Source organism: Aureimonas populi, from assembly GCF_017815515.1.
GTDB lineage: Bacteria > Pseudomonadota > Alphaproteobacteria > Rhizobiales > Rhizobiaceae > Aureimonas > Aureimonas populi.
The window spans coordinates 1,718,846-1,733,942 of the sequence record NZ_CP072611.1 but is presented as its reverse complement, the minus strand read 5'-3'; the positions used below and the strand labels follow the sequence as shown (position 1 = coordinate 1,733,942).

Annotated in this window: 15 protein-coding genes; all 15 read left to right on the top strand. The window is 69.6% G+C overall.

Features of this window, described 5'->3' with window-relative positions; genetic code table 11:
• Positions 1 to 121: 121 nt before the first annotated feature.
• Entirely contained in the window at positions 122 to 973 is an 852-nt protein-coding gene (locus J7654_RS07980) for a transporter substrate-binding domain-containing protein (protein ID WP_209739706.1), read from the top strand.
• Between the two features lie 14 nt (positions 974 to 987).
• On the top strand, positions 988 to 1,734 hold the full coding sequence (locus tag J7654_RS07975) for an amino acid ABC transporter ATP-binding protein (RefSeq protein ID WP_209739703.1): 747 nt from the start codon (positions 988 to 990) through the stop codon (positions 1,732 to 1,734).
• 4 nt (positions 1,735 to 1,738) lie between these two features.
• A complete protein-coding gene (locus J7654_RS07970; protein ID WP_209739700.1) occupies positions 1,739 to 2,410 on the top strand; it encodes an amino acid ABC transporter permease in 672 nt (223 codons plus the stop codon).
• A 10-nt stretch (positions 2,411 to 2,420) separates the two neighbouring features.
• On the top strand, positions 2,421 to 3,086 hold the full coding sequence (locus J7654_RS07965) for an amino acid ABC transporter permease (protein ID WP_209739698.1): 666 nt from the start codon (positions 2,421 to 2,423) through the stop codon (positions 3,084 to 3,086).
• Between the two features lie 34 nt (positions 3,087 to 3,120).
• A complete protein-coding gene (locus J7654_RS07960; RefSeq protein ID WP_209739695.1) occupies positions 3,121 to 4,047 on the top strand; it encodes an N-carbamoyl-D-amino-acid hydrolase in 927 nt (308 codons plus the stop codon).
• A 14-nt stretch (positions 4,048 to 4,061) separates the two neighbouring features.
• On the top strand, positions 4,062 to 5,525 hold the full coding sequence (gene hydA, locus J7654_RS07955; protein ID WP_209739692.1) for a dihydropyrimidinase: 1,464 nt from the start codon (positions 4,062 to 4,064) through the stop codon (positions 5,523 to 5,525).
• Positions 5,522 to 6,190: an aspartate/glutamate racemase family protein gene (locus J7654_RS07950; RefSeq protein WP_209739689.1), complete on the top strand. Its 669-nt coding sequence runs from the start codon at positions 5,522 to 5,524 to the stop codon at positions 6,188 to 6,190. Before hydA ends, J7654_RS07950 begins: the two co-directional genes overlap by 4 nt.
• Positions 6,187 to 7,173, top strand: a complete 987-nt coding sequence (locus J7654_RS07945) for a LysR family transcriptional regulator (protein WP_209739687.1) — start codon at positions 6,187 to 6,189, stop codon at positions 7,171 to 7,173. The genes J7654_RS07950 and J7654_RS07945 overlap by 4 nt, the downstream gene beginning before the upstream one ends.
• A gap of 154 nt (positions 7,174 to 7,327) precedes the next feature.
• Entirely contained in the window at positions 7,328 to 8,554 is a 1,227-nt protein-coding gene (locus tag J7654_RS07940) for an efflux RND transporter periplasmic adaptor subunit (protein WP_209739684.1), read from the top strand.
• An 11-nt stretch (positions 8,555 to 8,565) separates the two neighbouring features.
• Positions 8,566 to 10,557: a MacB family efflux pump subunit gene (locus J7654_RS07935; protein WP_245195716.1), complete on the top strand. Its 1,992-nt coding sequence runs from the start codon at positions 8,566 to 8,568 to the stop codon at positions 10,555 to 10,557.
• A 126-nt stretch (positions 10,558 to 10,683) separates the two neighbouring features.
• Positions 10,684 to 11,172 carry a copper chaperone PCu(A)C gene (locus J7654_RS07930; RefSeq protein ID WP_209739682.1) on the top strand — a complete coding sequence of 163 codons (489 nt, stop codon included), beginning with the start codon at positions 10,684 to 10,686 and terminating at the stop codon, positions 11,170 to 11,172.
• A 149-nt stretch (positions 11,173 to 11,321) separates the two neighbouring features.
• Positions 11,322 to 12,245 carry a siderophore ABC transporter substrate-binding protein gene (locus tag J7654_RS07925; protein ID WP_209739679.1) on the top strand — a complete coding sequence of 308 codons (924 nt, stop codon included), beginning with the start codon at positions 11,322 to 11,324 and terminating at the stop codon, positions 12,243 to 12,245.
• A 172-nt stretch (positions 12,246 to 12,417) separates the two neighbouring features.
• Entirely contained in the window at positions 12,418 to 13,377 is a 960-nt protein-coding gene (locus J7654_RS07920) for an ABC transporter permease (RefSeq protein WP_377946349.1), read from the top strand.
• Positions 13,370 to 14,329, top strand: coding sequence for an iron chelate uptake ABC transporter family permease subunit (locus tag J7654_RS07915; protein WP_209739675.1), 960 nt, complete (start codon positions 13,370 to 13,372; stop codon positions 14,327 to 14,329). The genes J7654_RS07920 and J7654_RS07915 overlap by 8 nt, the downstream gene beginning before the upstream one ends.
• On the top strand, positions 14,326 to 15,084 hold the full coding sequence (locus tag J7654_RS07910) for an iron ABC transporter ATP-binding protein (RefSeq protein ID WP_209739672.1): 759 nt from the start codon (positions 14,326 to 14,328) through the stop codon (positions 15,082 to 15,084). Before J7654_RS07915 ends, J7654_RS07910 begins: the two co-directional genes overlap by 4 nt.
• Positions 15,085 to 15,097: the final 13 nt, after the last annotated feature.

The following is a 15,097-nucleotide window of genomic DNA, read 5'->3' as shown; positions in this document are numbered from 1 at the left end:
TTCAACTCCTTCGCAGCGCATTTTCAAATGTTGCGCCCCTTTTGCGCCCGTGACTAAATGCTTATGCGTTGAACCTGTCTAGATTTCAGGCATCCCTTCCAGCGACCGGAGACCACCGCCCATGACCCGTCGTCTTTTCACCTGCGTCGCGGCGCTTGCGATGGTGGGCCTTGCGTCGAACGCACCGGCGCAGGAGACCCTGCGCACGGCCCTCGACGGAACCTTCGCCCCGCACGCCATGCCCACGATGGCCGGGGGCGTGGAGGGCTTCAACGTCGATCTCGTCGCCCTGATCGGCGAGCGCCTCGGCCGCGAGATCGACTTGACGGCCGCGCAGTTCGCCGGCCTCATCCCCGCGCTTCAGGCCGGAACCTACGATTTCATCGCCGCGCCCGTGACGGTGAACGAGGAGCGCGCCTCGAACCTTCTGTTCACCGAAGGGTTCATGGACACCAACTTCGCCTTCGTCATCCCGGCGGACGCGCCCGAGCATACCAGTCTCGAGGATTTTCGCGGCAAGACCATCTCGGTCAATCGCGGCTCGGCTTATGACAGCTACCTGAACGAGCACGCCGCCGAGTACGGCTGGACCGTGGAAGCCTACGGCAGCAACACCGATGCGGTGGCGGCCGTGCTGGCGGGCCGCGCCGACGCAAACCTCGCAGGCAACACCGTCGCGGCCTGGGCGGCGCGGCAGACGCCGGGGCTGGCGCTCTCCTACGAGATCGAAACCGGCCTCGTCTGGGCCCTCTCGTTCCGGCAGGACAGCGAGGAGCTGCGCAACAGCGTGGACCGCGCCATCGAGTGCCTGAAGCTCGATGGCTCCCTGGCCGAGTTGTCGGAGAAATGGTTCGGCGTCACGCCCGCCGAGGGCACGACCATCGTGACCCCCACGCCCGGCTTCGGCGTTCCGGGCTTTGCCGGCTACACCGAAAGCGACCATGCGCCGTCCTGCGAGGGTCTGGCTTCCTGACGCTCGAGCCTTCCATGCGCCCTGCCCTCGAAATCATCTCCCTGTCCAAGAACTTCGGCCGCTCGCAGGTCCTGCGCGACATCAGCCTGTCGGTGAAGCCGGGCGAGCTGGTCTGCCTGATCGGCCCGTCCGGCTCGGGCAAGAGCACGCTGCTGCGCTGCTGCAACCGGCTGGAGGAGCCTTCGGGCGGGGACATCGTCATCGAGGGGCGCAACATCCATGCCGGCACGGCGCGCGATCTGCAAAGGCTGCGCGCCAGGACCGGCATGGTGTTCCAGGGATTCAACCTCTATCCGCATCTGGACGTGATGGGAAACGTCACGCTCGCCCAGCGCAAGGCCCTCGGCCGCGGCCGCGGGGAGGCGGAGGCCAAGGCGCTGGAGATGCTGGCCATGGTCGGGCTCGGCGAGAAGGCGAAGGCCTTTCCGGCCGAGCTTTCCGGCGGCCAGCAGCAGCGCGTGGCCATCGCCCGCGCGCTGGCGCTCGACCCCACGGTGATGCTCTTCGACGAGCCGACCTCGGCGCTCGACCCTGAGCTGGTCGGCTCGGTCCTGGCCGTCATGCGCGATCTCAAGGCGCGGGGCATGACCATGCTCGTCGTCACCCACGAGATGGCCTTCGCGCGCGAGGCGGCCGATCGCGTCGTCTTCATGGATGGCGGGCTGATAGTCGAGGAGGGCCCGCCCGAGGCCGTGTTCGGCGCGCCGAGGATGGAGCGCACCCGCGCCTTTCTCCAGCGCCTCGGCGACCGGGCGGGCTGAGGCCGTGGAACCCTTTCTCGCAACCTTCTTCAACCCCGTCACGATCGCGGCCTACACGCCGGCCGTGCTGGAGGGGATGAAGGTCACGCTCATGCTCGCCCTGGCGGTGACGCTGGCCGGCACCCTTCTCGGGCTCGCCCTGGCCATGCTGCGCACCTACCGGATGCGCGCGGTGAACCTTCTCATCGTCGGCTTTGCCGATATCGGCCGCGCGCTGCCGCCGCTGGTCGTCATCCTGCTCTTCTATTTCGGCCTGCCGGGCGTGGGCATCCGGCTGTCCGGCCCCATGGTGGTCTTCCTGGTGCTGGCGCTGACGCTCGCGGCCTTTGCCGAGGAAGCCTTCTGGGCCGGCTTCACCTCCATCACGCGCGGCCAGTGGGAGGCGGGCATGGCCACCGGGCTCAGCTTTTCGGGCACGCTTCTTCACATCGCCCTGCCCCAGGCGGTGCGCCTTGCCGTGCCCCCGCTCGTCAACCGGATCCTGGCCATCTCCAAGATGACGGCGCTCGGCTCCGTGGTGGGCGTTCAGGAGATTCTGGGCGCGGCCAGCGCGGCGCAGAGCCTTTCCGGCTCGGCGACGCCCCTCACCATGGCCGCCGTCGCCTATCTTGCCGTGTTCCTGCCCGTCGCCGTTCTGGCGCGCGTGGTGGAACGCCGGTTCGCCTGGAAGAATTGAGGGGATCGGCATGGACGCGGTGATCCGGCAATTCTTCAACATCGAGGTCATGATGCAGGCGGCGCCGCTGCTCCTGCAGGGCCTGTGGATGACCGCGCAGCTCTGCGCGGCCGTGGTCGGGCTCGGCCTTGTCGGCGGCCTTCTGGTGGCGCTGGCGAGCCTGAGCCCCCGCCCCCTCCTGCGCTACCCCGCCCTCGTCTATGTGGACGTGTTCCGCGCCCTGCCGCCGCTGGTGCTGCTGGTCTTCGTCTATTCGGGCCTGCCCTTCGCGGGCGTGGAGCTTTCCCCCTTCGCCGCCGTTGTGCTCGCCTTCCTTCTCAACAACTCGTCCTATTACGGCGAGGTCTACCGGGCGGGGCTCCAGTCCGTGCCGGCGGGCCAGAGGGAAGCGGCGCGCGCCACGGGCCTCACGGAAACGCAGGCGCTGTTCTCGGTGGTGCTGCCGCAGGCCGTGCGCAACGTGCTGCCCGACCTTCTCTCCAACACGATCGAAGTGGTCAAGCTCACCTCGCTCGCTTCCGTGGTCTCGCTGGCCGAGCTGCTCTACGCCGCCAACATGGCGCGATCCATCACCTACAACGCCTCGCCGCTGGTGGCGGCGGCGTTGATCTATCTCGTGCTGCTCTGGCCCCTCGCGCGCCTCGTCAGCCGTTACCAGCGCCGGCTCGCCATCTGACGGCCGGCCCCATGCCTTGCAAGGACATCACAACATGACCCAACTCGTCGTCGGCGGCGCCCAGATGGGCGCGATCCAGAGGGCCGACAGCCGCAAGGCCGTCATCGCCCGCATGATCGCGCTGATGGAGGAGGCCGCCTCCCGGGGCGTCGAGATGCTCGTCTATCCCGAGCTGGCGCTGACCACCTTCTTCCCGCGCTGGTACATGGAGGACGCGGCCGAGGTGGACGCCTGGTTCGAGCGCGAGATGCCGGGCCCGCAGACCGCGCCCCTGTTCGAGAAGGCCCGTGAACTCGGCATCGCCATGACCTTCGGCTATGCGGAACTGACGCCGGAAGGGCGGCATTTCAACACCTCCATCCTGACGAACCGCAAGGGCGAGATCGTCGGCAAGTACCGCAAGATCCACCTGCCGGGCCATGTCGAATACGACACGGAGCGCGCCTTCCAGCATCTGGAGAAGCGCTATTTCGAGCCGGGCGATCTCGGCTTCCCCGTCTGGCGCAACGAGGGCGTCGTCATGGGCATGGCCATCTGCAACGACAGGCGCTGGCCCGAAACCTTCCGCTGCCTCGGCCTTCAGGGCGTCGAGCTCGTCACCATCGGCTACAACACGCCCTCGGTGAATAGCCAGATGAGCGCGGAGGGGCTGAAGGAGCGCCTGTTCCATTCCGAGCTGTCCCTCCAGGCCGGGGCCTACCAGAACGCGACCTATGTGGCGGGCATCGCCAAGGCCGGCGTGGAGGACGGCCATCCGCTGATGGGCGGCTCGATCATCGTGGACCCGAACGGCTTCGTCATCGCCAGGGCCGAGACGGAGGAGGACGAGTTGATCGTGGCCCCTTGCGACTTCTCCGCCTGCGCCTTCGGCAAGTCCACCATCTTCGACTTTGCGCGCCACCGCCGGATCGAGCATTACGGGCGCATCACCTCGCAGGCCGGCATGGTCGTCGAGGTCTGATGGGAGCGGTGGGGATGGCGCGTTTCGACACGGTGATCCACGGCGGCACGCTGGTCACGGCCGCCGAGACCTTCAAGGGCGATCTCGGCATCCGGGACGGGCGCATCGCCGCCATCGCCGAGCGGATCGAGGGGGGCGAGCGGCGCATCGACGCGGGCGGGCGCCTCGTGATGCCGGGCGGCATCGAGGCGCATTGCCACATCGCGCAGGAAAGCTCGTCCGGCGTGATGAGCGCCGACGATTATTACACCGGCTCCGTTTCGGCGGCCTTCGGCGGCAATTCCTGCTTCGTGCCCTTCGCCGCGCAGCATCGCGGCCAGTCCATCGACGCGGTGCTGGCGACCTATGACGGGAGGGCGGCGCCCCATTCGGTGCTGGACTATTCCTACCACCTCATCGTCTCGGACCCCACGCAGACGGTCCTGCACGAGGAGCTTCCCCGCGCCTTCGCGCGCGGAATCACCTCCTTCAAGGTCTTCATGACCTACGATCTGATGAATGTCGGCGATGCCGGCCTTCTCGACATCCTCACCGTCGCCAAGGCGCATGGCGCGCTGACCATGGTCCATGCCGAGAACAACGACATGGTGAAGTGGATGAACGCGCGCCTTTCGGGCGCCGGGGCCACCGAGCCGAAATACCACGCCGTCAGCCGGCCCGAACTGGCGGAAGAAGAGGCCATCCATCGCGCGGTGTGCCTTGCCAGGCTGGTGGACGCGCCGCTCTTCGTGGTTCATGTCTCGACACGCGGGGGCGCTGAGATCGTGAGCCGCGAGAAGGCGCGCGGCACGCGGCTCTTCGCCGAGACCTGCCCGCAATATCTCGCCTTCACGCGCGCCGATCTCGACAGGCCGGGCATGGAGGGCGCCAAATACATCTGCTCCCCGCCGCTGCGCGACGAGGCGACGCAGGAGGCGCTGTGGGCGCATGTCGCGGGCAACGTCTTCGACAGCGTCTCCTCCGACCACGCGCCCTACCGTTTCGACGCCGGCGGCAAGTTCCTGAACGGGGCGGATGCGCCCTACCCGAAGATCGCCAACGGTATGCCGGGCATCGCCGCGCGCCTGCCCTACCTGTTCTCCGAAGGCGTCGCGGCCGGGCGGATCACGCTCCAGCAGTTCGCCGCCCTCTCCTCGGGCAACGCGGCGCGCATCTTCGGCTTGACCTCGAAGGGCTCGCTGATGCCGGGCTTCGACGCCGACATCGCGATCTGGGACCCGGAGGCCCGTCGCACCGTGCGGCTGGAAGACCAGCACGACGCCATGGACTACACGCCCTTCGAGGGCATGGAGCTGACGGGCGTGCCCGTCACCGTCCTCAATCGCGGGGCCAGCGTCGTGCATGAGGGCCGCCTGGAGGCGGTGCGCGGGCAAGGGCGCTTCGTGGCGCGCGCACCTTCCGGCCAGGGCCCCGCCCGGGGCTATCGCGCGCCCGAGTTCGAGGCCGCCGCCCGGTACGGCGTGGAGATCGCCCCATGACGGCTCCCGGTCCCATCCTCGTCGTCAATCCCAACAGCGACCGCACCGTCACCGAGGCGCTGTCGCGGGCGCTGGACGGCTTCCGCCTGCCCGGTGCGCCCGCCATCGAGTGCGTCACCTTCGAGGACGGGCCGACCGGCATCCTTACCGAACAGCATGTGCAGGAGGCGGCGCTCGCCTTCGGCGCCTATGCCGCCGCGCGGGCCGACGCGGGCGCCATCATCAGCGCCTGCTACTCGCAGCCCGGCGTCGATCTCGCCCGCTCCCTCACATCGGTGCCGGTGATCGGCATCCAGGATGCCGGCGTGCTGGCCGCGCTGGCGCGGGCCGACCTCTTCGGCGTGATCGCGGTGGCGCCCGGCTCCATCCCCCGGCATCTGCGCCACTTACGCCGGCTGGGCGTGGACGGGCGGCTGGCCGGCGAGGTGGCGCTGGCCGAGCCGGTGAGCGTGGCCGAGAGCGGCCGGGGCGAACGGAGCTTCGCCCTCCTGATGCAGGCCGCCACCGCGCTCGCGGGCAAGGGCGCGGGCGCGGTCGTGCTCGGCTGCGCGGGCATGTCGGGCCACCGCCGGCGGCTGGAGGCCGAGCTCGGCCTGCCGGTCATCGACCCGACCCAGGCGGCCGTTTCCATGGCGCTGGGCGCGATCCTCCCGGACGCGGCATGAACGAGGACGGCACCTCGCCCGGCGACGGGCAGGAGGAGCAGATCCCGCTGCGCCTCCTGTCCATCTTCAACGCGCTGATGAGCGGGGCGACGACCAAGGAGGCCGCCGAACGGCTGAAGATGTCCCAGCCGGCCGTGTCCAACGGCCTGCGGCAGCTCGAAACCCGGCTCGGCGTCAATCTCTTCGAGCGCCTGCACCGGCGGCTGGAGCCGACGGAGGAGGCCTTCCAGCTCTTCGCCGAAATCCAGCCCGTCTTCTCGATCCTTCGCGGCTTCGGGATGCGCGCGCGGGCGATGCGGCTCGGCATCTCCGGGCGCCTGCGCGTTCTGTCCACCCCGCCCCTCGGCCACACGATCGCTGCACGCGCGCTCGGCTCGCTGCTGGAGGACCGGCCGGAGGTGACGGTGTCCTACGACGTGCGCCGGCTGGAGCATGTGGTGGAGGCGGTGCAGAACGGCTCGGTCGATCTCGGTATCGGGCTGGGCTTCGACGCGCACCCCGCGCTCAATGTCGAGGTCGTGGCGCGGGTGGAGATGGTCTGCCTCGTGCCGCACGGCCACCGCCTCGCCGGGCGGGAGGCGATCGACGCCGCCGATCTCTCCGGCGAGGACCTGATCGGGCTGGAGGCGGAGTCGCGCCTCGGCAGCGCCGTGCGCGCCGTGTTCGACCGGCGGGCCAGCGTCTACGCGCCTCGGGTGGAGGTGCGCTACTGCTCCACCGCCGCCGTGCTTTCGGCCGCCGTCGGCGCCGTCACCGTGGTCGATCCCTTCACGGCGTCCATGCGCGCGCCCACGCAGGACGTGTGCGCCTTCACCCCCCGCTGCCAGGTTCCGGTGTCCATCCTCTTCCGCCGGGGCGTGCCGCGCCCGCGCCTCGTCCAGGCCTATGTGGCGCAGTTGCGCGCGGCGCTCAGGGGCTTCGAAGCCGGCGGCGGCGAAACCGTCGCCTTCGCCCCCATCGCAGCGAAGCGGGACGGCGCGTAGGGCCGGAACCACGGCGGCGCCCGGATGTCCGGCAACGACATTCTGCAACAATTCGATACGCTGGCTAAGGCCCGCCGATGGTAGTCTTCGATTGGATATGAAGGCGCGTTCGCGCGAGCGCCGCGCCGCCCGTCACGGAGCCGATCGTCGTTCGATGCTGCAGCGCACGCAACCCAGCCTTCTGGCCACACCCGCCGAGCGGCGGCACAAGTCGCGCAGGCGCAGATACTGGCTGGCCGCCCTCGCCGCGCTCATCCTGGCCGGTGGCGCGGGCCTCGGCCTTTCCTTCCTGGGCGAAAGCCAGACGCCCTCCGTGGCCTACAGCTTCGCCACCGCAACGCGCGGCACGGTGGAGGATTCCATCGCCGCCGTCGGAACGCTTTCGGCCGTGCGCTCGGTGGATGTGGGCGCGCAGGTCTCCGGTCAGCTCACGCGCGTCCACGTCGCGGTCGGCGAGCGGGTGGAGGAGGGCCAGCTCCTGGCGCAGATGGACCCGGCCATCTACGAATCCACGGTGGAGGCCACGCAGGCCCAGCTCGACAATCTGAATGCCCAGCTCATCAACGCGCGCGCCCAGCTCGTGCTGGCCGAGATCGTCCTGGACCGGCAGCAGAACCTGTCGCGCACCAACACCGGCACGCGCAGCGACCTCGACAACGCCGTGGCCGCGCTCGCGGCGGCGCAGGCCGGCGTCGACGGGCTGGAGGCGCAGGTCCGCGAGCGTCAATCGGATCTGAGGCGCGCCGAGGCCAATCTGGGCTACACGCAGATCTACTCGCCGCTCTCGGGCACGGTGGTCTCGCAGTCGGCCGAGCAGGGCCAGACGCTGGCCGCCTCGCAGACCGCGCCGACCATCGTCACCATCGCCGACCTATCCACCATGACGGTGGAGGCCGACGTCTCGGAAGCGGACGTCTCGCACCTGCGGCCGGGCATGGAGGCCTATTTCACCACGCTCGGCGACCCCTCGACGCGCTGGACCGGCGCCCTGCGCCTCATCAAGCCCACGCCCACCACCGAGAACAACGTGGTGCTCTACCAGGCCCTGTTCGACGTGCCCAACGAGAGCGGCGCGCTGATGATCGACATGACGGCGCAGGTCTTCTTCCTCGCCGCCACCGCGCAGGACGTCGTCAGCGTGCCGACCGCCGCCATCCAGAGCGGGCGCGACGGCGAGACCAGCGTGCTGGTGCGCACCGGTTCCGGCGTGGAGCGGCGCGCGGTGGAGGTGGGGCTCCGCACCCGGGCGCTGGCGGAAATCCGCTCCGGTCTGGAGGAAGGCGAGGAGGTGGTCGTCGGCCAGGCCAGCGCCTCGTCCTCCGCCGCCTCCACGCGCGGCTCGCAGGGCGGGGCGGGCGGCTTCGGCCCGCCGCCGTTCTGAGGGCGCCCGCCATGCTCGACCGTCCCCACATGCCCGCCACGGCGGCGGCCCGCACCGAGCTGAGGCTCGAAGGCGTGCGCAAATCCTATCCGAGCGGCGGCGAGCGGCTCGACGTGCTGAAGGGCATCTCGCTGTCCATCGGCGAGGGCGAGTTCGTCGCCATCATCGGCCAGTCCGGCAGCGGCAAATCCACCTTGATGAACATTCTCGGCTGCCTCGACCGGCCGAGCGCGGGCCGCTACTTCGTGGGCGGGCGCGACGTTTCGGAGCTGGAGGGCGACGAGCTGGCGGCGCTCAGGCGCGACATCTTCGGCTTCATCTTCCAGAGCTATCATCTGGTTCCCGGCGCGAGCGCGCGCGAGAATGTGGAGCTGCCCGCGATCTATGCGGGCCTTGGCGCCGACGAGCGCGCCGAACGCGCCGAGCGCCTCCTGACGCTGATCGGCCTCGGCGAGCGCATGGACCATCGGCCGAACCAGCTTTCGGGCGGCCAGCAGCAGCGCGTCTCCATCTCCCGCGCGCTGATGAACGGCGGCTCGGTGATCCTCGCCGACGAGCCGACCGGCGCGCTCGACACCGCGTCCGGCCGGGAGGTGATGGCGCTTCTGCGAAGCCTCAACGCGGACGGCCACACCGTCATCGTCATCACGCACGATCCCAAGATCGCCGCGCAGGCCGACCGGCTGATCGAGATCGAGGACGGCGAGATCGTCTCCGATACGCCCTCGCCGGAGGCCGGGGCGAGGGCGGCGCGGGCCTCGCCTGCCCCCCCTGCCTCCGCGCCGCCGGCCCGCCGCGCGGCCTCCGCGCTGGCCGGGCTCGGCGAAGCGGTCCGCATGGCCTTCCGCTCCCTGGCGGCCAGCCCCCTGCGCACCGCGCTCACGCTGCTCGGCATGGTCATCGGCGTGGCCGCCGTCATCGTCATGCTCGCCATCGGCAACGGCTCGCGGCAGGACGTGGTGGAGCGGATCAGCGCCATGGGCACCAACCAGATCCTCGTGCGCCCCGGCGCGCCGGGCCAGCGCGTGCCCGGCGGGGTGGTGGCCACGCTAGTGCCGGCGGACGCGCGCGCCATCGCCGGGCTCGACAATGTCGCCGCGGTGGTGCCCGAGATCCAGGGCAGCGTCACCGCGCGGGCCGGCGGCGCGGACCACCAGACGACCGTGACCGCCACATGGCCGGACTTCTCGGCCGCCCGGAGCTGGCCGGTGGCCAGCGGCAGCTTCCTGGAAGAGGAAGACGAGGCCGGCTACGCGCCCGTCGCCGTCCTCGGCAAGACGGTGCGCGACGCGCTGTTCGCCGGCGGGGACGATCCGATCGGGCAATATGTGCTGTTGAACAACAACCCCTTCCTGATCGTCGGCGTGATGGGGGAGATGGGCGCCTCCACCATGGGCTCGGACCAGGACGACGCGATCTTCGTGCCGCTCTCGACCGGCAGCCTGCGGCTCTTCGGCCAGACCTATCTGCGCTCGCTGACGGTGATGGTGGAAGACGTCTCGCGCATCTCGCAGACGGAGAGCGAGGTGCAGGCGCTGCTCGACGGACGCCACGGGACGCGCGACACCAACATCCGCAACATGTCCTCGCTGCTGGAGGCGGTGCAGGCGACGGCGGGCACGATGACGGTGCTGCTCGGCTCGGTGGCGGCGATCTCCCTCCTCGTCGGGGGCATCGGCATCATGAACATCATGCTCGTGAACGTCACGGAGCGCACGCGCGAGATCGGCATCCGCATGGCCACCGGCGCGCGCCAGCGCGACATCCTTCGCCAGTTCAGCACGGAGGCCGTGGTGGTCTCGGGGCTGGGCGGCGCGCTCGGCTGCCTCCTGGGGCTCGGCGTGTCGCTCGCCCTCAAGGCCTTCGGCCTGTCGCTCGTCGTCACCGCCGGGCCCTTCGCCCTCGCCTTCGGCAGCGCCTTCCTCACCGGGCTCGTCTTCGGCTGGCTGCCGGCGCGCAAGGCGGCGGGCCTCGACCCGGCCGTGGCGCTCTCCGGCGCCTGAGAGCGCGCGAGAGGGCCTGCCGCGACCTTCCGTCACCCGGCGCCCTCCGTGACAAGGCCGCCAATGTCTGACATGAGCACGGGCCGACAAGGCCCTTGCGACCTCACGCCTCCGGGAGACACCCCCATGCGTATCCTTTCCCGCGCCTTCCTCGCCCTGGCGCTGCCGCTCGTTGCCGGCCCCGCGCTCGCCCACGACTACACGACCGGCGCGCTGCGCATCGACCACCCGGCCAGCCGCGCCACGCCGCCCACGGCCCGCGTCGGCGTCGGCTACATGGTGATCAGCAACGACGGCGCCGAGCCGGACCGGCTTCTGGGCGGCACGTCGCCCGTGGCGGAAGCGGTGGAAATCCACTCCATGACGATGGAGGGCGACGTGATGCAGATGCGCCGGCTGGAGGACGGGCTCGACCTGCCGGCCGGGGAGGAGGTCGCGCTCGCCCCCGGCGGCTACCATCTCATGCTCGTCGATCTTAACGAGCCCTTGCGCGAGGGCGAGCGCGTTCCCCTGACGCTGCGCTTCGAGAAGGCCGGCGAGGTGACGGTGGAACTGGCCATCGAGGCGATGGGCATGCGCGGGGGCAACGCCGCGGACGGCCACCAGGGGCATTGAGGCGTCCTTTCCGTAACGGCACGAAAAGATGACCAAATCCGTCATCTATCTTTGACACTCCGGCGAGGTGCCGTTAGGTGTCGAGACATGCTTTCGACTCTCGATCGCGCCCCTTGTCTCAACACCGCCGGATGGACGCCTTGAAAGCCTTGCCTCGTCATCTCACCGTGCTGGCCGCCCTGACGGCCGCCATCATGACCCTGTCGGCGCCCGCCCTTCGCGCGCAGGAGACGACGACGGTCACGCACGCCCAGGGCGAGACCGTGATCGAGGGCGTGCCCTCAAAGGTACTGGTGCAGGACTGGGCGGCCTTCGACAATCTGCACGCGCTCGGCGTGACGGTGGCCGGCGTTCCCAGCTCCGCCACCCCCGCCTATCTCCGGGAGTTCATCCCGGCGGACGCGCTGCAGCTCGGCTCGTTGCAGGAGCCCGACTTCGAGGGCATCGCGGCGGCCGGCGCCGATCTCTACATCGTGGCCAGCCGCTCGCGAAACGCCTATGGCACGGCCAGCGGCATCCTGCCCACCATCGACCTGTCGGTGGACAATGCCGAGCTGATCGAGGGCATCAAGGCGAACCTCACCACGCTGGGCGAGATCTTCGACCGGACGGAGCAGGCCGACGAGCTGAAGGCCAATCTCGACGCCAAGCTCGCCGAGGTGCGGCAGGCCGCCGAGGGTGCCGGCGACGCGCTCGTGCTGGTCACGAATGCCGGAAATGTCGGCGTCTACGGCCCCGCCTCGCGCGTGTCCTGGATCCATAACGAGCTGGGCATTCCCTCGGCCATGGACCGCGTGCAGGACGGCGACCATGGCGGCAACGCGGTCTCCTTCGAGTTCATCCTCGAGGCCGATCCCGACTGGTTGTTCGTGGTCGACCGCGACGCGGGCGTGGCGGGCGGCGAGGGCAACGCGGCGGCCGCCCTGCTCGACAACGAGCTGGTGAACCAGACCACGGCCGCACGCGAGGGGCAGATCGTCTATCTCGACCCGGCGGCGGCCTACATCACCATGCACGGCTATCACGGCGTCATGCTGCTGCTCGACCAGGTGCTGGCCGGCTTCCAGGGCTGAGCCCAAGGCCATACCGGACCCGGCGTCTTCGGGCGTGCCGGGTCCTTCGTGGAGCAACGGCCCGCCCGCCGGACCGGCCGCCCGGGACCCGAGGCTCCCCACGCAACCTCACTCGTCGCCATGCGCATCCGGGCGCATGCGAGGCGGCCCGAGGGGCCCGCGGAACCGCCCTTTGCCCTATCTTCTCCTAGCCATCCTCGCCACGATCGCGCTGGCGATCACCAGCCTCTTCGTGGGCGTCAGCGACGTGTCGCTGGGGGCGCTCCTGTCCTCCAGCCCTCAGGACAGGCCGATGCAGGTCCTGCTCATCAGCCGGATACCGCGCACGCTGGCCATCGTCCTGTCGGGCGCCTCCCTGGCCGTGGCCGGGCTGGTGATGCAGATGGTGGTGCGCAACCGCTTCGTGGAGCCCTCCACCGCCGGCACCACGGAATCGGCCAGCCTCGGCTTCCTCACCGTCACGCTGCTCGCGCCCGGCTGGCCCCTGATGGCCAAGATGCTGGTGGCCGCCGCCTTCGCGCTGGCCGGCACGGCGCTGTTCCTGCGCATCCTGCGCGCGGTGCCCCTGCGCGACGTTCTGCTGGTGCCGCTGGTGGGCATCATGCTGGGCGGCATCATCGGGGCGATCACCACCTTCTTCGCCTACCGCACCGGCCTGCTCGCCTCGCTGCTGGCGTGGAACATGGGGGATTACTCCGGCATCCTGCGCGGGCGCTACGAGCTGCTCTGGATCGGGCTCGGCTGCTACCTCCTCGCCCATATCGCGGCGGACCGGTTCACCGTGGCGGGCATGGGGCGCGACTTCACCACCAATCTGGGGCTGAACTACCAGCGGGTCATGGTGCTCGGCCTCGTCATCGTCTCGCTGGTCAGCGCCGTCGTGCTCGTCTCGGTCGGCTCGATCCCCTTTCTCGGGCTGATCGTGCCCAACGTCGTCAGCCTGATGGTGGGCGACAACATGCGCCGCACGGTGCCCTGGGTGGCGGTGGGAGGCGCGGGCTTCGTCCTGGCCTGCGACATACTCGGCCGGGTGGTGCGCGCGCCCTACGAGATTCCGATCAGCGTCGTCGTGGGCGTCATCGGCAGCGCCGTCTTCCTCTATCTTCTGCTCAGGACGCGCCGGCATGCCTAGGCTTTCGCGCCCCGCCTGGGTGCTGAGCGGGCTCGCGCTCGCCGCCCTCGTCTCCATCGTGTGCTTCATGACGCTGGGCGCGCGCGGGAGCTGGAGCTTCATCCTGCCCTTCCGGGGCCGCAAGCTTCTCTCGCTCCTGCTCGTCGCCTATTCGGTCGCCATCTCCACCGTCCTGTTCCAGACCGTCACCAACAACCGCATCCTGACGCCCTCCATCATGGGCTTCGACGCGCTCTATGTGCTGATCAAGACGGGCCTCGTGTTCTTCCTGGGCGTCGGCGCCCTCGTCTCCATCGACCCGCAGGCCCAGTTCGGCATCGAGGTGGCGGTGATGGTGGTGTTCTCCGCGCTGCTGTTCCGCTGGCTCTTCCTGGGCGAAGAGCGCAGCCTGCATCTCCTGGTGCTGGTCGGCATCGTCTTCGGCATCCTGTTCCGCAGCCTCAGCCAGTTCATGCAGCGCCTGCTGGACCCCAACGCCTTCACCGTCCTCCAGGACACGTTCTTCGCCAGCTTCGCCACGGTGGATTCCACGCTCCTCCTGGCTTCCTCGGTCATCGTGGCTCTGGCGACGCTGGCCGTCTTGCGCCTCGGCCACACATTCGACGTGCTCTCCCTGGGGCGCGCCCACGCCATCAATCTGGGCGTGAACTACAAGCGCACGGTGGTGGGCATCCTCGTCATCGTCTCCATCCTCGTGGCGGTGCCCACCGCGCTGGTCGGCCCCATCACCTTCTTCGGCCTCCTGGTGGCCACCCTCGCCCATTCGCTGGTGGGCAGCAGCCAGCACCGCTACGTGCTGCCCGCCGCCGTGCTTCTGGCGATCATCTTCCTCGTCGGCGGCCAGACGGCGCTCGAGCGCATCTTCGCCTTCGACACCGCGCTCTCGATCATCATCGAGTTCCTGGGCGGCATCGTCTTCATCGCCCTTGTCCTGAGGAGATCGGCCCGTTGATCGTCACGCAAGACGTCACCAAGAACTACGGTTCGAGCTGCGTGGTGGACGGGGTGACGCTGTCGCTCCCGGCCCGGGGCGTCACCTCCATCATCGGGCCCAACGGGGCGGGCAAGTCCACGCTTCTCTCCATGGTCAGCCGCCTGATGAGCATGGACCGGGGCACGGTGACGGTGGACGGCCTCGACGTGACCACCACGCCCGGCGACGTGCTGGCCCGCCGCCTCTCCATCCTGCGGCAGGACAACCACATGACGGCGCGCCTCACCGTGCGCGACCTCGTCTCCTTCGGCCGCTACCCCTATTCGAAGGGGCGGCTGACGCAGGAGGACAAGCGCCATATCGACGAGGCCATCAGCTATCTCCATCTCGAGGAGCTGGCCGAGCGGTTCCTGGACGAATTGTCGGGCGGCCAGCGCCAGCGGGCCTTCGTCGCCATGGTCATCTGCCAGGACACGGACTACGTGCTCCTGGACGAGCCGCTCAACAATCTCGACATGCGCCATGCCACGGGCATGATGAAGCTCCTGCGCCGGGCGGCCGACGAGTTGCACAAGACGGTCGTGCTGGTGCTGCACGACATCAACTTCGCCTCCTGGTACTCAGACACCATCGTGGCCATGCGCGCCGGCAAGGTGGCGGCGCAGGGCAGCGCGGCCGAGATGATCCGCCCCGACGTGCTCTCCGACATCTACGGCATGGACATCAAGGTCCACGAGATCGACGGCCACCGGATCTGCCTCTACTACGAGTGACCCGCCGGCGGCC